Origin of the sequence: Streptosporangium sp. NPDC002524, assembly GCF_040295985.1 — a bacterium.
Lineage (GTDB): Bacteria > Actinomycetota > Actinomycetes > Streptosporangiales > Streptosporangiaceae > Streptosporangium.
In genome coordinates this window covers 184596-202879 of record NZ_JBEOWK010000004.1, presented here as the reverse complement: position 1 = coordinate 202879, position 18284 = coordinate 184596, and the positions used below count along the sequence as shown (strand labels likewise).

Annotated in this window: 13 protein-coding genes; 2 read left to right on the top strand and 11 right to left on the bottom strand. The window is 71.8% G+C overall.

Annotated elements, in window-relative coordinates; all coding sequences use genetic code 11:
* Position 1: 1 nt before the first annotated feature.
* From ABT053_RS07955 to ABT053_RS07925, 7 genes are all read right to left on the bottom strand, one after another.
* Positions 2-1240: a ketoacyl-ACP synthase III family protein gene (locus tag ABT053_RS07955; protein ID WP_350968140.1), complete on the bottom strand. Its 1239-nt coding sequence runs from the start codon at positions 1238-1240 to the stop codon at positions 2-4.
* Entirely contained in the window at positions 1237-2583 is a 1347-nt protein-coding gene (locus tag ABT053_RS07950; RefSeq protein WP_350968139.1) for a salicylate synthase, read from the bottom strand. Before ABT053_RS07950 ends, ABT053_RS07955 begins: the two co-directional genes overlap by 4 nt.
* A 695-nt stretch (positions 2584-3278) precedes the next feature.
* On the bottom strand, positions 3279-3884 hold the full coding sequence (locus ABT053_RS07945) for a response regulator transcription factor (protein ID WP_350968138.1): 606 nt from the start codon (positions 3882-3884) through the stop codon (positions 3279-3281).
* A 391-nt stretch (positions 3885-4275) separates the two neighbouring features.
* Positions 4276-7056, bottom strand: coding sequence for a sensor histidine kinase (locus tag ABT053_RS07940; protein ID WP_350968137.1), 2781 nt, complete (start codon positions 7054-7056; stop codon positions 4276-4278).
* A gap of 263 nt (positions 7057-7319) precedes the next feature.
* Positions 7320-8825: a SagB/ThcOx family dehydrogenase gene (locus ABT053_RS07935; protein ID WP_350968136.1), complete on the bottom strand. Its 1506-nt coding sequence runs from the start codon at positions 8823-8825 to the stop codon at positions 7320-7322.
* Positions 8826-8889: 64 nt separating this feature from the next.
* Positions 8890-11169, bottom strand: coding sequence for a TOMM precursor leader peptide-binding protein (locus ABT053_RS07930; protein ID WP_350968135.1), 2280 nt, complete (start codon positions 11167-11169; stop codon positions 8890-8892).
* Positions 11166-11426 (bottom strand): hypothetical protein, encoded by a 261-nt coding sequence (locus ABT053_RS07925; protein ID WP_350968134.1) that lies wholly within the window; start codon positions 11424-11426, stop codon positions 11166-11168. The genes ABT053_RS07930 and ABT053_RS07925 overlap by 4 nt, the downstream gene beginning before the upstream one ends.
* A 186-nt stretch (positions 11427-11612) precedes the next feature.
* Here ABT053_RS07925 and ABT053_RS07920 point away from each other — a divergent pair, with 186 nt between their 5' ends.
* Positions 11613-11744, top strand: coding sequence for a hypothetical protein (locus tag ABT053_RS07920; protein ID WP_350968133.1), 132 nt, complete (start codon positions 11613-11615; stop codon positions 11742-11744).
* A 103-nt stretch (positions 11745-11847) separates the two neighbouring features.
* Complete coding sequence (locus ABT053_RS07915; RefSeq protein WP_350968132.1) at positions 11848-12723, top strand: LysR substrate-binding domain-containing protein; 876 nt, start codon at positions 11848-11850, stop codon at positions 12721-12723.
* Between the two features lie 417 nt (positions 12724-13140).
* Here ABT053_RS07915 and ABT053_RS07910 read toward each other — a convergent pair whose 3' ends face one another.
* The 4 genes from ABT053_RS07910 to ABT053_RS07895 all read right to left on the bottom strand — a co-directional run bounded on the left by ABT053_RS07910 (position 13141) and on the right by ABT053_RS07895 (position 18223).
* Positions 13141-14388, bottom strand: a complete 1248-nt coding sequence (locus ABT053_RS07910) for a sulfate adenylyltransferase subunit 1 (protein WP_350968131.1) — start codon at positions 14386-14388, stop codon at positions 13141-13143.
* Positions 14388-15320 (bottom strand): sulfate adenylyltransferase subunit CysD, encoded by a 933-nt coding sequence (gene cysD, locus ABT053_RS07905; RefSeq protein ID WP_350968130.1) that lies wholly within the window; start codon positions 15318-15320, stop codon positions 14388-14390. The genes ABT053_RS07910 and cysD overlap by 1 nt, the downstream gene beginning before the upstream one ends.
* Positions 15317-17326 (bottom strand): M20/M25/M40 family metallo-hydrolase, encoded by a 2010-nt coding sequence (locus tag ABT053_RS07900; protein ID WP_350968129.1) that lies wholly within the window; start codon positions 17324-17326, stop codon positions 15317-15319. Before ABT053_RS07900 ends, cysD begins: the two co-directional genes overlap by 4 nt.
* A gap of 126 nt (positions 17327-17452) precedes the next feature.
* Positions 17453-18223, bottom strand: coding sequence for an SDR family NAD(P)-dependent oxidoreductase (locus ABT053_RS07895; protein WP_350968128.1), 771 nt, complete (start codon positions 18221-18223; stop codon positions 17453-17455).
* Between the last annotated feature and the right edge of the window lie 61 nt (positions 18224-18284).

Genomic DNA, 18284 nt, shown 5'->3' with positions numbered 1-18284 from the left:
TCTACCGGCCTCCGTTCTCCGGCTCGTGGTTCCCGGGCTCGTGGTGCTCGTTCTGGGGCTCGTGGTGCTCGTTCTGGAGTTCGTGGCTCTGGAGTTCGTGGCTCCTGAGCTCGTGGCTCTGGAGTTCGTGGCTCCTGAGCTCGTGGCTCTGGGGCTCGTGGCTCCTGAGCTCGTGGCTCTCGGGCTCGTGGTTCCTGGGCTCGTGGTTCCTGGGCTCGTACGGGGCGACGATCTCCACGACCGCGCAGCCGGCCTCCATGCCGGGGGCGCTGCCGATGAGCAGCACGTGGTCGCCGGGGGCGACCTGCCCGCTCGTCCACAGGTGTTCCAGGCCGATGAACGGGTCGGCGGCGCCGGCGTGCCCGGCCCCCCGGGTGAAGTCCCACAGGCCCCGGTCCACGTCGATCTCCAGGGGGTCGAGGAACATCGCCTCCAGGGAGCCCCGGGAGAAACCGGTGTGGCAGACGCGGGTGACCTTCTCCATGGAGATCCCGGCCTCCTCCAGCGTCCGGTCGGCCGCCTCGGCGACGCACTCGCCGAAGTGCCCCATCGGGGGCGCGTTGCCCTCCGCCCACTGCCGTCGCCAGTAGTCGCTGCGCTCCTCGAAGTTCAGCGAGCGGCCGACGGTGATGCCGGGCGGGAAGAGCACCTCCCCGCCACGGTGCAGCTCCTCCATCCCCGGGTTGGACACCGTCCCGAAGGCCAGCACCCGGGCGAAGCCGCCGCGCCGCGACACCACGGCGGCGGCGCCGCCGTCCGCGAGCAGGAACATCCTGGAGGCCCGCCACCGGTCCACCAGCGGGGTGGAGAAGTTGTCCCCGGCGGTCAGCAGCACCGCGTCCTTCTCGCGGTTCGCGATCAGCCGGTGCGCGGCCATCTCCAGGCTCGCGATCATGCCGAGGCAGCCCTGCCGTACCTCCAGGGCGGTGATGGGCCGGGCCAGCGTCCTGCGCAGCACGTAGTGCGGCGCCGACCAGCCGTCCGGTCCCTGGTGGTAGCTGTCGCTGTGCAGCAGCGCGCCGAAGTCGTCCGGCTCGTGCTCCGACCGGTGCAGCGCGACCAGGGCCGCGCGGGCCGCCATCTCCGGTGCCGGCGTGTCGCCGGCGACCATCACGGCCTCCATCCCGGAGGCCTCGCGGTCGGCCCGGTCGTACCAGGATCGCTGGACCGCGTGCTCGGTGGTCACCACGGGGGGCAGGTAGGTGCCCACCCCGGCGAGGTAGACGTCGTCGACTCTCATCGCGCGCTCCCCTCGCTCGCGGGGACCAGGTAGCGCGCCACGCTGTCGAGCTTCTCGCAGGTCTCCTCGAACTCCCGCTCGGGAGTGGACTGCCCGACGATGCCGGCCCCGGCGCGCAGCCAGGTGCGGCCGTCCTGGCGGTAGGCGCTGCGCAGTACGAGCGCCGCGTCCATCTCGCCGGTGTGGTCGACGGTGAGCACGGCCCCGCTGTACAGGCCGCGCGACTCGGGCTCGTGCCTGCGGATCGTGGTGTACGCGGCCTCCTTCGGCACGCCGGACGCGGTCACCGCGGGGAAGACCGCGCCGAAGGCGTCCCACGCCCTGAAGCCGGGGGCGAGCCTGCCGGACACCTGGGAGGCGAGGTGCTGCACGCTGCCGCGCTCGCGGATCGCCATGAACTCCGGCACCTCGACCGAGCCCGGCACGCAGACGTCCACGAGCTCGTCGGTGCCGACCTTCACCGAGATCGCGTGCTCGTAGACCTCCTTGGCGGAGCCCAGGAGGTCGGCGCGCAGGCTCTCGTTCTCCAGCAGGTCCGAGGTGAGCGCCCGGGTCCCGGCCAGCGGCTGGCTGACCACGTGGCCGTCGGCGGACACCTTGACCACGATCTCCGGGCTGAACCCGGCCGTCTCCACGCCACCGAGGTTGAGCAGGAACGACCGCGCGGGGTTGTTGCCCCGGCGCCCGGCCAGGTAGGTGGCGATCAGGTCGATGTCCTCGTCGACGTCGACGACCCGCGACAGGATGACCTTGTTCAGGTCGCCCTGGTTGATCTCCTCGACCGCGAGCTTCACCGCGAGCCGGTAGTCGTCCTCGCCGAGCTCGCGCACGTCCAGCGGCTTCGGCGCGCCCTCGGGGGTCTCCTCGGGGCTGGAGATCGTCTCCAGCAGCGCGGTCAGCGTCTCCTGGTCGGCGGCGCGGAGGTGGGCGTGGCCGTCCTCGATGCGGACCTCGGCCTTCGGCACCACGAGGTGCAGCAGCCGTCCGTCGCCGACGTGGTCCAGCTTCCCCTCTTTCGCGTACGAGAGCTCGAAGGCCGCCCAGCCGTAGGCGCGCCAGGCGGGGACCTTCACGGTGTCGAGCAGCCGGGCCACCTGGTGCAGGGGCCGGTCGCTCCAGGGCAGGACGACGTCGGGCTCGCCCTCCTGGGCCAGCCGGGCGCCGGTGCGGTCCAGCGTGACCTCGGCCCGCGCGCCGCCCGCGTAGGACCACTTCCCCCCGCTCTCGTACACGACGTACGCCGCGTGCAGGCCGGAGCCGGCGAGCCTGGCCGCGACCTGCGGCGGCTCCTCGGAGAGGGGGACCTGCGTTTCGAAGTAGTGCAGCCACCTGTTGGAACTCATCTGCGGGCATCCTTTCCTGGCAGTGGGAGACGCGTGACGGCGAACGGCTCGTGCAGGGCCCGGCTACGGGCCCTGCCGAGGCGGCGGGGGGCGTGACCGGCCGGTGGCCGGGCCGGGAATCGCCGGCACTTTCTCCCCGCCGCCCGCGTACGCGGGACAGACCGTGGTCGTCACGTCGCCTCCTCTCGCGGTCCCGTTTCACGAGCAACGTTTTGGTTACCAGCAATTACGCTATGCCGGTAACAAAACCGCGACAACGGGCCCGCGATAAGACCTTCTTCTCAGGATGCGAAGGCGGAACGGGGAAGCAGGGGCGGGAAAGGGCACCGGACCCGGGCGGCATTCGACCACCGTCCAGCCGATATTCGGCCGGCGCGCGGCTTACGTTCGACCACCGTCCAGCTGGTGTTCAGTCGGCGCGCGGCCGACGTACGACCACCGCCCGGCCGGTACTCGGCCGCACCCGGCCGACAGGCGTCCGGCGCTCCGCCGACGTTCCGGCGTTGCCCGGCCGGTACTCGACCGGCACGCGGTCGATCCGCGGTCGGTCCGCAGTCGGTCCGCAGTCGGTCCGCAGTCGGTCCGCGGTCGGTCCGCGGTCGGTCCGCGGTCGGTTCGCGGCCGGTTCGCGACGGTCGGGAGGAGGCTTCCGGGCCCGCGCGCCATCGACGCCGGGACCGCGAGTGCCCGTCCGGTCAGATCCAGCCCGCCTCGGTGGCGATGCGGATGGCGTCGACCCGGTTCCTGGCGTTGAGCTTGGTGACTATCTTCGTGAGGTAGTTGCGCACGGTCCCGACGGAGACGTGCATGACGGCCGCGATCTCCGGCGGCTCGGCGCCGCCCGCGGCCAGCCTCAGGACCTGGACCTCACGCCCGGACAGCGGGTTCTCCCCGACGTCCCACGCGGTCAGCGCGAGCTGCGGGTCGATGATGCGACGTCCCGCGGCCACCTCGCGGACGGCCTGGGCGAGGCGTTCCGAGGGTGTGTCCTTGAGGAGGAAACCGGACACCGAGACCGAGAGGGCGCGGCGAAGCGTACCGGGCCGTCCCAGGCCGGTCAGGATGAGCGTCCGGCACGTGGGCAGCTTCGCGTGCAGCTCCTCCGCCGCGGAGAGACCGTCGAGCACGGGCAGGTCGACGTCGATAATCGCGACATCGGGGCGCGTCTCGAGCGCGGCGGGCACGATCCTGTCCCCGCTGCCGACCTGGGCCACCACCGTCAGGTCGGGCTCGATGTCGAGCAGGGCGGCCAGCGCCCCGCGCACCATGGGCACATCCTCGGCGAGGAGGATCTTCAGCACAGCGGCGCTCCCGTCCGGGCGTCGGCACCAGGGCGGGAAACGACGACCGGGGGCGGCGGGGTCTCCCGGTCCCGCGGCCGTTCCCGCGACCGATCCCGCAGGCATTCCCGCGACCGATCCCGGGGACCTCCGTGCGACCGGCCTCGCGGAAGGCCACCCGGCCGATCCCGCGATCGATCCCGCGAGCGACCCGGTAAGCGGTCCGGTAAGCGGCCCCGTAAGCGGCTCTGCGAGGCGATTCCCATCCACATACGCCTCGCCACCGTTCGATCAAGCCGACTGGACCAACGATCTTGATCCGAATAGTACCGAGTCAATTGAATTTGGCAATGCCGTGGAATTCTGACATTCGCTTACTCGTCTTTGTCAGCCGGAAAACGATCCGGCCGAATCACCCGCCACGGACGTCCGTTCTCTGGGCGCCCCCCGATATATCTCCAGACATATCTTCCAGTACAACCTCCGGCATGTCCCCCAGCACCTGCGTACGGGGAACGAGAGCGGTGTCGGGCGCGGTGACGACCAACCGGAACTCCCCTCCGACGACCTCCGCCGCCAGCCCCCCTCCGACGAGGCGCAGCCGTGCCGCCAGATCTCCCAGCCCGGAATCGTCACGGACGTCAGGAAGCCCGTACGGCGGCACCCCGTCGTTGGTCACGCGCAGCCGCAGCCCTCCCGCGTCCAGGACCGCCTCGATCAGGCACCACCGCGCGTCGCTGTGCCGCAGCACGTTCGTGGCCGCCTCCCGCAGCACCACGGCGAGCAGCGCGTCCAGTTCCCCGAGGGCCAGGTTCGCGGGAACGGCCACCCCGACGTCGATTCCCGCGACGGCGAGCGTGGAGACCGACGAGTCCACCTCCGCGCCGAACGACATGTGCCGGTATCCGCTGGCCACCGCCCGGACATCCGCGACCGCCCGCCGCGCGATCTCCAGCACCTCCGCCACCTCGATCTTCGCCCGGTCCGCGGACCTCGGCAGCAGCCGGTACGCCAGCTCGCTCTTGACGATCATCACCGACAGCTCGTGCCCCAGCAGCGCGTGCAGCTCCCGCGCCACCCGCAGCCGCTCCTGGGTCACCGCCATCCGCGCCAGGTCACCTCGCGTCCGGTCCACCTGCGCCACCAGGTCCGACAGCGAGCTGATGCCGAAGACCACCAGCCCGGTCAGGAGCGTGGAGATCACCAGGTACGCGGTCCACTCCGCCACGGCCCCCTGGAGCACGGACAGCAGCAGCACCCCCGCGCCGACGGCCGCGTACAGCACCCACCGCCAGCGGCCCCCCACCAGCAGGACCGCCCCCGCGAGGAAACCGCCCATCGACCCCCACGGCGCACCGATCCACAGCAGCGGCAGGACCGTGGCGACCGTCTGCACCGCCAGGGTCACCCTCCTGAGCCACCCCGGCCACGACCGGGGCTCCCCCAGGGAGTGGACGATCTGCACGCCGACCAGCACGGCGACACACGCGGCGAATCCGGCCAGCCCGACCGGGTGCGGCTGCTCCGCCAGCACGTTGACCACGATGAGGACGCCGTACCCCGACAGCACCACCACGGCGATGAAGCGCGCCACCCGCAGGTGCCAGGTCCGCGTCACGACCTCGTCCAGCACACGGTCGTTCGACGCGTCCGGCCGCGCGTGCTCCTCCTCCGGCACCCCGGACGGCACCCCGGACGACGTCCCGGACACCTCGGACCCTCCGGATACCTCGGACACTCCAGACGACGTCTTGAATATCTCGGACACTCCGGACAACGCCCTGGACACCTCGAACACCTCGGGCGCCCTGGACATCTCGGCCGTTCCGGAGGTCCCGGGCGCGCCCGCCATCCCGGATCCCCCGGGCGTCTCCAGAACGCCGGTCGCCCCGGTCGCCCCGGTCGACCCGGTCGACCCGGTCGACCCGGCTGCCTCGGACGCCTCGCCGGACGCCCCGGGCAGGCCCCGGACCTCGGTCTCCTCCGCGACCGGCGCCACCTGGGCCCCCAGCGGGGCCTCCGCCGTCAGCTGGAACCACTCACCGTCGACCGCGATCGTCAGCCGTCCCCCCGCGGCCTCCAGCCGTCCCGTGAGGTTGCCCAGTCCCGTACCGGCGAACGAGCGCGTCCCCAGCTCCGGCTCGACCCCGTCGTTGCCGACCCGCAGCCGCGCCCGGCCCTCCTCCACACCCGCCTCGATCTCGCAGCGCTGCGCCTTGCTGTGCCGCAGCACGTTGGTGACCGCCTCCCGCAGCACGATCGCCAGCACCGTGTCCAGCGCCTCGGGCAGGCCCTCCCCCGAGACGTTCACGTTCACCCGTATCTCGGCGACCGACAGCATCGACTCCGCCGACTCGGCCTCCGCGGTCAGCGACATGGGGAGATACCCGCCCGCCACCACCCGGACCTCCGCCAGCGCGCGGCGGGCGACCACCAGGACGTCCCGGAGCTCCTGTCGCGCCCGGTCGGCCGCCCCCGGCAGCAGTCGGTACGCCAGCTCGCTCTTCAGGGTCATCGCCGACACGTTGTAGCCCAGCAGGTCGTGCAGGTCCCGCGCCACCCGCAGCCGCTCCCGCGCCACCGCCATCCGCGCGAACTCGCCCCGCGCCGCGTAGAGCACCTTCACCAGGGACGCCAGCGAGCTGACCCCGTACACCATCAACCCGGTCAGCAGGGTGAAGTAGACGCTGTAGACGGCGTCCAGCGCCACCAGGTTCTCCTCCCTGAACGTGAGGAGCGCGCCGACGACGGCGGCGACGGCGAAGAAGAGGGCCCAGCGGCCCGGTCCCGTCACCACCAGCAGCATGGACCCGGCGAGGAAGCCCGCGATGGACCCCGCCTGCGGGCCGATCCAGAGGAAGGGCAGGAAGGTGACGACGGCCTGCAGCGACAGGGTGACGACCCTGAGCGGCGCGATCCAGCTCAGCGCGTCCTGTGTCGAGTGCGCGAGTTGCAGGACCAGCGCGACGAACAGGCAGCCGGCGAAACCCAGGAGCGCGGGGCCCGGCAGGCCCGTTCCCCATACGAACATCAGCGCGTTGAACACGTAGCCGTACAGAACGGCGACGATGATCGCGCGGGCCATTCTGGGGGCCGCCAGCCCGCCCACTTCGTGCCGGGTTCCACGGTGCGCCCCGTGCAGCGACCTGGCGAATCCCCGCCAGCGCTGCGGAGGGCCGGCGTTCACCGTCATCGACCGTCTCCTTCAAAGCCCGACCGGTAGTCCTTCCCCGTCAGCCCGACGCCCCAAAACAATCTATAACAGGTTAATAACCTTAGATAGGCCTGTTTACGTGGCTCTGGGGGAATCAACGGGTGCACGCAGCGGAAAAACCGCGTGTCATAGTCCCGGGGCACGATTCACGCGCGTCCGGCGGGGAGGACGCGGCGTGTTCGCGCGACTCCGGCCGCGCATCCCCGCCCATCCGGGAAACGCCGAAAAAGCGGAAATCCACCTTACGAGATTGCCGCCCTCGCCCGGAGAGCCCACTCGGCGTCATTCACCGCGTACCGCCCGGAAAAGCGGCTCGGCTCGGGGCCCGGACGGTGGCCGACGACGAATCCGCCGACGCTCGACTCGACCCGCCAGTCGAGGCCGAAGACACGTCCCGTCACCTCGATGTCGCCGCTGTCCAGCCTGCACGCCGCCAGCCCCATCGCCGTGCAGACCAGGGAGAGCGTCTGCGTCAGCGCTCCGACGTTCTTGAGCACCAGCGAGTAGCTCAGGCCGTTGTACTTGCGCGACAGCCTGCGGAACCGCGCGGTGATGGTGAGCAGGACGGGCGGCGTCACGTCCAGGTTCGCCGCGACCTTGCCCGTCTCCAGCAGCTCGTCCACGTCCGCCGGGGCGGACTCGATCGGCTCCAGCCGGTGCCCGAGGGGGTCGTAGTGGTAGACGCCCCGGGGGACGTCGGCGCACCTGTCCACCGTGGCGTAGAGCTCCAGCTCATAGGAGCTGCCGCTGCTCGGGTAGGGGCGATCGCTCGTCGAGGTCGTGGAGTTCTCGTCCGGGGAGCCGACCAGGGACCTGACCCTGGCCGTCCGGTACAGGAGCTCCCCGAGCTCGTCGGCCGTCAGCTGTCTCTCCCCGTAGTGCCGGGTGTGCCGGCTCGCCTCGACGACCGTGGTCAGCGGCGGGTCCACCGCGAGCAGCTCGCCCCACTTCGGCCGGGGCAGCGCGACGGGAGCCCGCTCCGTCCCCGGATCGGCGACCTCCCGCGCGGGCCCGGGCTTCACGACGGGCTCGACGCTCCACTTGTCCCCCATCGGGTACGTCGCCCCGAAGTCGTGGTCGTGCCTGCCCAGGGTGGAGCGGGTGTGGAACATGAGATCGAGGGGGGTCCAGGCGACGAGGGCGGGGTCGACGTCCTCCTCGAACACCGTCGGCTGGAAGGGGTCCTCCTCCACGGCCTGCACCACCATCCCCGCCGCCATCAGGTAGGCGATCACGGGCCGGGCGCCCGGCTCGATCGCCGACGGGGGGACCGGGCGGATCAGCGGCCCGATGTCGGCCATGGCCTCGGGCCGGTGCAGGATGACCCGGTGCAGCGACAGCGGCGACTCGACGTGGTAGTTGTTGCCGTCGGTTCTGATCAGCGCGAACCTGGACAGGCGGACCGGGTGGACCAGGGGGGCCGCCGGCAGCCGGAACCGGGCCCGCTGCGCGAGCGGGACCACCGACATCAGCGGCCGCTCGGGGTCGAAGCCGAAGGAGCGCACCACGAGGTGCTGGAGGCCGTCGAGGATCGCGCCGAGCTCCCGGCGTTCGGCCTCCTCGTGGATGACGTTGTCGAGCGAGATGGGCCCCAGGCTCATCCGGCGCATCGCCTCCAGCACGGCGGGTCCGGGGAACGGCAGGACCACGTCCTCCCAGCGGCTGTGGAGCACCACGGTCCCGCGGTGCGGATCTGGTTCGATGTACACGTCCTCCCGGAACGACCACTGGGGGAATATGGGGAGCAAATCGGTATCGTTGCCTTGGCCACCGACCATTCTGTGACTCCTCACCCTTGTCGAGGCGGAATGGCTACATGAACAGGGGAATCGGATTGAGGTCCTCGTAGGCCGTCTCCCTGTCGAGACGCCCGAGGAGGACGGGAACGTCGTACAGCCGGCCGGGCCCGAACCTCGCCCAGAAGTGCCGCAGGCCCGGAACGACGACCTTGACGACCGGCATGCCGATGTCGGGACGCGTCTGATCGAGGACGAGGACGTCCAGGCCCGTCCGCCCGGCCAGCGTGACGATGTGCTCGACGTCCTCCCGCAGATCACCGCGCGGGGTGTAGGCGTACTCGCCCAGGGCCCGCGGGCCCCGGTTCTCGTGGGGGCGGAGATAGGGCTGGTTCCCGGTGGTCGCGGTGAGCCACCAGTCCCGGATGTGGCGATCGGTCGGGCCGTACCCGGTCCCGTCGGCGCGTGCCCCGGCGACGGCCGGGAGCAGCTGCCCGAGTTCGGTCAGCGCGCGCCGCGCGGCGATCCGGGGGTCGAAGTGGGCCCCGAACCCGAGCATGATGTCCTCGGCCGGCTTGTCGACGCGCCGCGAGATCGCCACCATGACGGGGATGCCCAGGTCGGAGGTGACGTCGAGGACCCAGAACTCCCGGCCGATGTCCTCGTAGCGCGACCGGAGGTCGGTGATCCACGGGTCGCCGAACGAGCCGAGGTCCACGGCGGGCTGGCGCGTGCGGTTGTACCACCAGATGGCCACCGCGTCGCGTTCCACCAGCTCCAGGAAGCCCTGGACGATCGCGTCCTCGACGCTGGAGCCCGCTGCGTTCCCGTTCGAGGTCGCGCGCACCGACGGATGGCCGCCCCTGCTGAAGTAGAGCAGGTCGGTGGGGAGCAGGCGGTGCCGCTGCGCGGTGAGCGACCACACCGGGGTCCAGTCGACGACCTCCTCGTCGTCGAACGGCTCGGGAACGTGCTGGAAGGCCATGCTCTCGGCGTTCCAGCGGGTCCGGTCCTCGAACTGGCGCCGGTGGAAGTGCTGGCACTCGTCGGGGCGCACGGCCCGCTCGCCCAGGCCGCGGAGACTGTCCCGAACCGTCGGCTCGTCACCGTGCCGCGAGCCGCAGTGTCTCTCCACCGCCTCGCAGAGCGCGCCCACCCGCGCCTCGATGTCGGTGCTCCCCTTGCCGCCGCTCTGCTGGCGCAGCCCGGCCCTCATCGCGGAGAGGCTGTCGTCGGTGAGCGCGAGGTTCGGCCCGGAGAGGTAGCAGTGCAGGAAGGAGGGGCTCCGCGGGTCGCGCCGGATCTCGTCCGTGATCCCGGTGAGGGGGTCGGCCAGGTGCCGGTAGCGTTCCCACACCAGCTCGGCGGCGAGCGCGCGATGCCCGTTGCCGCCCACGGCCGCCTTCCTTCTGGACGCGATGACGACGGGCCTGACGACGCTCGCCGCCACCAGCCCGGAGTCCCCGCAGGAGGGGCACTGCGGGCGCTTCTCCACGCGGTGCCGCAGGCCCTCCAGGGAGAAGGTGTCCAGTGTCCACAGGGTGTCCTGCCGCTCGTCGCGCGCCCCGGCCAGCCACTTGGCCGCCTCCAGGGCCGCGAACTGCGCCCCGAGGGCGCGGGTGAGGGGCAGCGACGCGTCGGGCGGGCTCACGGCGCCCGTCCCCGGCACGCTCCGCAGCCGTGCCTCCCCGCGCCGGTGCCCGCGCAGCCGCGCGGTCAGGCACGACCAGCAGGGCCCCTCCCCCGGCCGGAAGAAGGGGCCGATCCACAGGTCGGCGCCGGTCGGCTTGGCCAGCAGCCAGGGCCGCCCGTCCGCCAGCCGCCGCTCGTTTATCCGTTCGAGCTCCGGGTCGAGGTAGTCGTCGCAGAGGACGAGGGACAGGGCCGCGGGCCGGTCGCCGTCCTCCTCGACGGTGACGCCCATCGACCGCAGCGCCTCGGTCACCGGCCCGGTGTCGGCGCCCCCGAGGGCGACGAGCCCGACGGACGTCTCCGCCAGGGCCGACACGGCCCGGTCGGCGTCCACCCGCCCGAGGTCCCAGTAGGCCTCGGACGCGACGTCGGCGCCGTCCCGCGAGGGGCCGCGGGATCCGACGAGGTTCGCCTCCGCCAGCCTGCCGAGGATCCGCCCGAGCTGCCCGGCCGAGATCTCGGGCGCCACCCGTCTTCGCACCTCGGCCAGGCTGTGGCCGCCGTCCAGCAGCGGCGCGAGCGTCTGGATCCGCCCGCCGGACAGGGCGACCGTTCCCCGGGCCGAGGTGAGGTAGACCGCCTCACCCGGAACCGTCACCGCCCGCAGGTGGCGCTTGAATCCGATCAGTGGAGAGGCCGCCCTGTTCTCGATGAAATCCTTCATCCGCAGTAGGTCCAGGCGGCCACGACGGGAGCGGGATGGTCGAGGTCCTCGATGACGAGGTCGTCGAGGACCTCGCACCTCACGGGTACGGCACCCCCTCCGGGCGCCTCCTCCCAGCGGTGCAGGTGGACACCGGACTCCGCGAGCACGGCGACCGGGTCACCGGCGGGCTCGGTCCGGGAGCTCTCCAGGAACTCGGCGAAGAGCCGGTCGTGCTCCATCAGCTGCTCGGTCCGTGAAGCGTTCAAGGTCACCATGACCGTCTCCTCGATCTGGACGAGTTCGAATAAGTAAATTGTCCGTCCGATCCGGCGGTGGGAATAGTTTTCGCGTCATCAGGCGAACGTGAGAGTTTCACACCGCACTCGTGGCCCTGTGTATAGGAGCTCCCGGTCCTCCGGAGCTACGCTGACCGCATCCGGACAAGAAGACTGGAGGAGATCATGGAGCAGAAGCACATCCGCCGACCGCAGAAACGACTCATCCGAGTCCCCCGGCAGAAGAGGAAGCGCTCGACCGAGACCCGGTACGCCCTCGACACCCGCACTCCCAAGGGGATCCACCTGCCCTACTAGAGCACGGCGTGAACACCCGGAAAAAGCCCGCGACCTATTCATTCGGAAGCCGTCTGGAACAGACGGCTCGATACTTTCCTACTAGGTCAGCTTAAGAGGAAGAATGTACCACGACCTGCAAATAAATCGGCTGAGAGCATTGGTCACCGTAGTCGATGTCGGCGGTTTCCGGAGGGCCGCGGAGGCCCTGCACATAACCCAGCCCGCCATCAGTCAGCAAATTCGCCAGCTGAGCGGTCTCGTCAAGGGCCCCATATTCACCTCGACCGGCCGCAAGCTGCAGCTCAGCCCGCAGGGCGAGGAACTCCTCGGGTACGCCCGCCGTCTCGTGGCGCTCAACGACGAGGCGGTGGGCCGTTTCGTACCCCCTCCGGGGAACGTGCGGCTCTCGATCGGGATCGTCAACCAGCTCGCGGAGGCGCTCCCCGAGATCCTGCGGCTGCTCACCAAGGGCATGCCGCACGCGCAGGTCAGCGTCCAGACGGGATTGAGCGAATCCCTGGAGGGCCGGGTGAACACCGGCCAGCTGGACCTGGCGCTGCTCCTCCAGACGAAGCCCCACCGGGCCGGCGCCACGAGCCAGGAGCTCGGCCACATGCGCATGGACTGGTTCGGGCGTCCCGCCCACGGGGAGGGCGCCGCCCTCCCGCTCACGCTCTTCACCGAGCCGTGCACGCTGCGCGGACGCATCGTGGACACGCTCGACGAGTCGGACGTCCCGTGGCGTGTCGGCTACGAGGGCGCCGAGCTCGTCGGGCTGCGGGCGGCCGCCAAGGCCGGCCTCGGCGTGGCCTGCCTCGTCGCCAACGGCGACGAGCTCTGGGGCCTGCCCAAGGCGGCCAGCCTCACCCTTCCCTCCCCGCCAGGCCCGCTGCCGGTGACCATGGCCCTCTCCACCGGCGCCGCGACCTCGGGGTACGTCCCGATCGCGCGCAAGGCCTTCCAGCAGTCGCTGCGCGGCTACCCCTTCGCCGGCTGAGCCGGTCCCTCTTGAGGTCCTGAGAGTCCTGCAGGTCCTGAAGGCTCCAAGGCCCCGAAAAGGCCCCGAAGGTTCCCACCGGGTGACTCACCCTGAAGACGCCGGGTGAATCACCCCGACGGCCCCGGACACCCCCGGCACACCGCCGGACGGGCGGGCGGAGCCCGTCCCGGGAACCGCGGACGCCCGGCGGCCCTCGGCGCGCCCACCTCCCGGACGCACCCGGACGCACGGGACCCCGCCCCGGAACCTCCGGACGAGACCGGACGACACCGGGCCCCGCCCCGGAAACCTCCCGGAGAGCGCCGGGTGACCCACCCCGGGAACGGAGAGCGCCGGGTGACCCACCCTGAGGATGCCGGGTGGACCACCCCGATGGCGCCGGTGCCCTCGTCCCGCTCGTCCCGCTCATCCCGCTCATCCCGCGAGCGTCTCCTCGACGATCCCCGCCGCGCGGGTGGTCCCGTCCGCCGGGTCGATCAGCAGGCAGGAACCGGTCATGCGGGACCGCGCGTACGGGTCGGCCGCGAGAGGGTCGGTGGTACGCAGCACGACACTCGCGATCTCGTTGACGGCGAGACCGTCCGCGTCCGGGGCGCAGGTCAGCTCCCCCAGGGCGGCGGAGGGCACGATGTCCTCGACGACCGCCTGGACCGTCCTGGTGGCGTGCTTGACCAGGACCCGTTCCCCGACCCGCAGTTCACGCTCGTGGAGGTGGCACGTGGTCGTGCGCAGCTCGCTGGTGAGGGCGGGCGCCTCGTTCTCCGGCACGATGAGGGAGCCCCTGGAGACGTCGACGTCGTCGGAGAGGCGTACCGCGACCGACTGCGGCGCCCACGCCGTGTCGGCGGGCTCGCCGAGCACGTCGATCGCCTCCACCGTGGAGGTCCGCCCGCCGGGGAGTACCGTGACGCGCTCGCCGACACGCAGGATGCCGCTGGAGATCTGCCCGGCGTAGGAACGGTGGCCGTCCGCCCGGATGACGTACTGGACGGGGAGCCGCGCGGGCCCCTCGGAGGGGTCGACGCCCACCGGCACCGTCTCCAGGAGCTCCAGGATCGTGGGGCCGGTGTGCCAGTCCATGTTCGGCGAGGGGGTGACGATGTTGTCGCCGGTGAGGGCGGAGATCGGGATCGCGGTCACCTCGCCGATCCCGAGGCCGGACGCGTGCTCGGTGAACTCCTCGGCGATCGCCGCGAACACGCCCTCGTCCCAGCCGACGAGGTCCATCTTGTTCACGGCCAGCACGACGTGTGGGACGCGGAGGAGCCCGGCGACGGCGGCGTGCCGCCTGGTCTGCGAGACGACGCCGTTGCGGGCGTCGACGACGAGGAGCACGAGCTCGGCGGTCGAGGCGCCGGTGACCATGTTGCGGGTGTACTGCACGTGGCCGGGCGTGTCGGCGAGGATGAAGCGCCTGCGCGCGGTGGCGAAGTAGCGGTACGCGACGTCGATCGTGATGCCCTGCTCACGCTCGGCGCGCAGGCCGTCGGTGAGCAGCGCGAGGTCGGCGGTCTCCCGGCCCTGTTTCCGCGAGGCCGTCTCCACCGCCTCCAGCTGGTCGGCGAGGATCGATTTCGAGTCGTAGAGCAGCCGGCCGACGAGCGTGGACTTGCCGTCGTCCACGGATCCGGCGGTGGCGAAGCGCAGCAGTGTGGTGGTCATCAGAAGTATCCCTCCCGTTTGCGGTCCTCCATGGCGGCCTCGCTCAGCTTGTCGTCGGCGCGGGTGGCCCCGCGCTCGGTCAGCCGGGAGGAGCAGATCTCCTCGATGACCGCCTCCAGGGTCGCGGCGGCGGAGTCGACGGCACCGGTGCACGACATGTCGCCGACCGTGCGGTACCGGACGAGGCGCCGCTCCACGGGCTCGTCGTCCCTCGGCCCGCCCCAGTCACCGGGCGCGAGCCACATGCCCCGGCGCGAGAAGACCTCGCGCTCGTGCGCGAAGTAGATCGGCGGGAGCTCGATGCCCTCCCTGAGGATGTACTGCCAGACGTCCAGCTCGGTCCAGTTCGACAGCGGGAAGACGCGGACGTGCTCGCCGGGCGAGTGGCGGCCGTTGTAGAGGTTCCACAGCTCCGGCCGCTGCCGTCGCGGGTCCCAGCCGCCGAAGTCGTCGCGCAGGGAGAACACCCGTTCCTTGGCGCGGGCCTTCTCCTCGTCCCGCCGCCCGCCGCCGAAGACGGCGTCGAAGCCGTTCGTCTCGATGGCGCCGAGCAGCGGCACCGTCTGCAGCGGGTTGCGCGAGCCGTCGGGCCGTTCGGCCAGCTCGCCCCGGTCGATGAGCTCCTGGACCGAGGCGACCTCCAGCCGCAGGCCGTGCTCGGCGACGACGCGGTCCCGGTAGGCGATGACCTCGGGGAAGTTGTGGCCGGTGTCGACGTGCAGCAGGGGGAACGGGACCGGCGCGGGGGCGAACGCCTTGCGCGCCAGGTGGAGCATGACGATGGAGTCCTTGCCCCCGGAGAAGAGGATCACCGGCCGGTCGAACTCCCCGGCCGTCTCCCGGAAGATGTGGGCGGCCTCCGCCTCCAGCGCGTCCAGGTGGGACAGCTGGTAGGCGTGGCCGGCGGTCTCGTCGACGGCGATCGTTGTCATCGTGGTGTCCTCTCTCCCGCGACAGCCTCGGCGGTCTCGGCGGATCTGGCGGCTCCGGCGGTCTCGGCGGCTCCGGCGGTCTCGGCGACCCCGGCGGGCCCGGCGCCTTCGGCGCGCTCACCGGCCTCGCCCTCCGGCGCGGGTCGCGGGCGGCCCGCGGCCACCCAGTTCGCGACCGCCCTGGACAGCACGGTCCTGGCCCGCCTGAACTCCTCGGCGTCGAGGTGCTCGTCCGGCGTGTGGTCGAGCGCGGAGTCACCCGCGCCGTAGGCGACCATGGGCACCCCGCGCCAGGTGGTGGCGAGGGTGTTCATGTCGCTGCTCCCCTTCTTCGCGAGGAACCTCGGGGCCACGCCCTCCTCCCTGAAGGCCCGTGAGAACGCCTTCACGAGCGGGCTGGTGCGCGAGGTGATCACTCCGGGCGTGGCGCGGAGCACCTCCACGACGACCGGTCCCGCGACCCGGCGGACGAGCTCGACGAGGTGTTCGAGGTCGAGCGTGGGGGGGACCCGCACGTCGATGACGGTCTCGCCCAGCTGGACGTCCCCGCCGTTCACCGCGTGGATGCCGAGCACGGCCACCAGCGCCTGGGAGTCGGCCCCGCCGATCTCGTCGCGCAGCCTGCTCAGCACGTCCACCAGCTGGTCGGCGGCGGTGGTGACCCCCTGCCCGGCCGTGTGGCCGACGCTGTGGCTGACGCGCAGCCGCACCTTGAGCAGGCCGTAGTAGCCGATGGTCAGGGCCTTCTCGCCGCTGGGCTCACCCACGATCACCGCGTCGGCCGGGTAGTGGTCCCTGGCGTGGAAGGCCCCCGCCGAGGTGACCTCCTCCTCGACCGCGCCGATGACGCGTACCTGCGCCCAGCTCGGCACGTCCATGTCCGCGAGGGCCTCCAGGTAGGCGACGAGGCTCGCCTTGGCGTCGACGCAGCCCCTGCCGGTGATCGTCAGCCCGTCCCAGCGCACCGGCCACCGGTGCGGCACGGTGTCGAGGTGCCCGAGCATGAGCAGCCGCCGGTCGCCGGAGCCGCGGGTGGCCACGAGGTTCCCGGCCTCGTCGATCTCCGCGTGGACGCCGCGCTCCGTACACCAGTCCACCAGGTACTCGGCGAGCTCCCGCTCGTCGGCCGACACCGAGGAGATCTCCACGGCGCGGGCGAGGAGCGACAGGTCCGGCGCGGGCGCGGGGGCGCGCCAGAAGCGCGTTCCCGATCCGGGCGACAGGACGTGCGGCCCGGTGATCGCGACGTCGGCGCTCCCGTCGAGGGCGATCTCCGCCGCGCGTACCTTCTGCCGCATCCGGCCCCGCGCGAACCCTTCGCCCTCGCCGCGTACGACGTCGGCCAGGCGGCTCCCGGGGTCGTCCGGGTCGGTGAGCAGGCCCGGGGTGCCGGTGACGAGGCGCAGGTGGTCGGCGGCGAGGGCGTTGGACAGCTCGGCGGCGAGGACGTCGGCGTCGACGTTGAGCGCGGAACCCCCGGCGCCGTCGGCGACGGGCGGCGAGAGGCACACCACGTCGAACGCGTCGAGCAGCACCTTCAGGCGGTCCGCGGCCACTCCGGTCACGGTGCCCGCCCGGTGGTCGCGGACCACCGTCGTCCTGCCGTCCTGCACGGCCCGCAGCGGCCGGTTGGCCTGGGCGCTCACCAGCGCCCCGTCCCGCGCGACCGAGGCGAAGACGGTGAGCCCGCGCGAGGTGAGCGCCTCGCGCACGCGCGGCAGCGTCACCCGCTCGTACGCGTCCACGATGTGCGGCATCTCCTCCGGAGGGCAGTAGCGCACCTCGCTGTCGCCCCGTAGGCTCAGCGTCCGGACCGGGCGGCCGATGTCGGCGTAGTGCCGGGTGATGCCGGCCGCGCCGCCCGCGACGAGGAGCACGCGGGCGCCTCGCCGGCGCAGCAGCGCCACCTCGTCGAAGAGCGCGTCGTGGTCGAGACTCGCGCTCCCTATCTTGACTACGTAGAGTGCCGCCTTTCGCGTGCTGGCGACGTGTCCGAGTACGGACATCTTTCGCTCCTTCTCAGCGTTTCCTCGGCGTTCCGGTGTTCCGGTGTTCCGGCCGATGTCGTGGGCCGATGTCGTGGGCCGATGTCGTGGGCCGATGTCCTGGGCCGATGTCCTGGGCCGATGTCTTCAGCCGATGCCGCGGGTGTTGCCTCCGTCCGCCACGAAGACCGTGCCCGTGACGTACGAGGCCTGGTCGCTGGCGAGCATGGCGGCCAGCGCGCCGAAGTCCTCCACGTCCCCGATCCTGCCGAGGGGGATCCGCTCGGCGACGCGGGCGATCTCCACCTCCACGTCCGCGCCGAACTGCTCGTCGAGGATGGGGGTGCGGTGGAAGCCCGGGGCGAGGATGTTGATCGTGACGCCGTTCGCGCCGAGCGCGTGCACCAGCCCCTTCATGTAGCCGAGCAGGCCCAGCCGGGCCACCGACGACAGGCCGCTCTCCGGGTGCGGCTGGCGCACCGACTCCGAGGCGATCATCAGCATGCGGCCCCAGCCGCCCTCCTTGAGGAAGGGCAGCGCCGCGAGGGTGACGCTCACGTGCGGCAGGAGGTTCCCGTCGATGGCCGCCCGGTAGTCGGCGACCTGGAAGCTGTCGACGGGGCCGAAGGGGACCCCGCCGGAGTTGGTCACCACGATGTCCAGCCCGCCGAACGTGTCCGCGGTCCGCCGTACCCATTCGGCGGCGGCCCGCTCGTCGCGCAGGTCCACGGGGGTGCTGAGCACCTCGCCCGTCCCCATCGTGTTGACCTCGACGTGTGCCGTGGCCAGCTTGGCGGGGTCACGGCCGCAGATCGAGACGTGCGCCCCCTCCGCCGCGAGGGTCTTGGCCACGGCCAGCCCGAGCCCGCTGCTCGAAGCGGCCACCAGGGCCACGCGCCCTTTAAGCCGAAGGTCCATGAGATATGGCTCCCTAACTCTCGTGTCCGCCTGGTCGGCGGGAAGGGGTACCCCTCGCGGT

What these genes read in the sequence shown, in the direction of transcription:
- ABT053_RS07955 (WP_350968140.1), bottom strand. Translation starts at nt 1,240, where the DNA reads ATGAGAGTCGACGACGTCTACCTCGCCGGGGTGGGCACCTACCTGCCC.
- ABT053_RS07950 (WP_350968139.1), bottom strand. Translation starts at nt 2,583, where the DNA reads ATGAGTTCCAACAGGTGGCTGCACTACTTCGAAACGCAGGTCCCCCTC.
- ABT053_RS07940 (WP_350968137.1), bottom strand. Translation starts at nt 7,056, where the DNA reads ATGACGGTGAACGCCGGCCCTCCGCAGCGCTGGCGGGGATTCGCCAGG.
- ABT053_RS07930 (WP_350968135.1), bottom strand. Translation starts at nt 11,169, where the DNA reads ATGAAGGATTTCATCGAGAACAGGGCGGCCTCTCCACTGATCGGATTC.
- ABT053_RS07925 (WP_350968134.1), bottom strand. Translation starts at nt 11,426, where the DNA reads ATGGTGACCTTGAACGCTTCACGGACCGAGCAGCTGATGGAGCACGAC.
- ABT053_RS07920 (WP_350968133.1), top strand. Translation starts at nt 11,613, where the DNA reads ATGGAGCAGAAGCACATCCGCCGACCGCAGAAACGACTCATCCGAGTC.
- ABT053_RS07915 (WP_350968132.1), top strand. Translation starts at nt 11,848, where the DNA reads ATGTACCACGACCTGCAAATAAATCGGCTGAGAGCATTGGTCACCGTA.
- ABT053_RS07910 (WP_350968131.1), bottom strand. Translation starts at nt 14,388, where the DNA reads ATGACCACCACACTGCTGCGCTTCGCCACCGCCGGATCCGTGGACGAC.
- cysD (WP_350968130.1), bottom strand. Translation starts at nt 15,320, where the DNA reads ATGACAACGATCGCCGTCGACGAGACCGCCGGCCACGCCTACCAGCTG.
- ABT053_RS07900 (WP_350968129.1), bottom strand. Translation starts at nt 17,326, where the DNA reads ATGTCCGTACTCGGACACGTCGCCAGCACGCGAAAGGCGGCACTCTAC.
- ABT053_RS07895 (WP_350968128.1), bottom strand. Translation starts at nt 18,223, where the DNA reads ATGGACCTTCGGCTTAAAGGGCGCGTGGCCCTGGTGGCCGCTTCGAGC.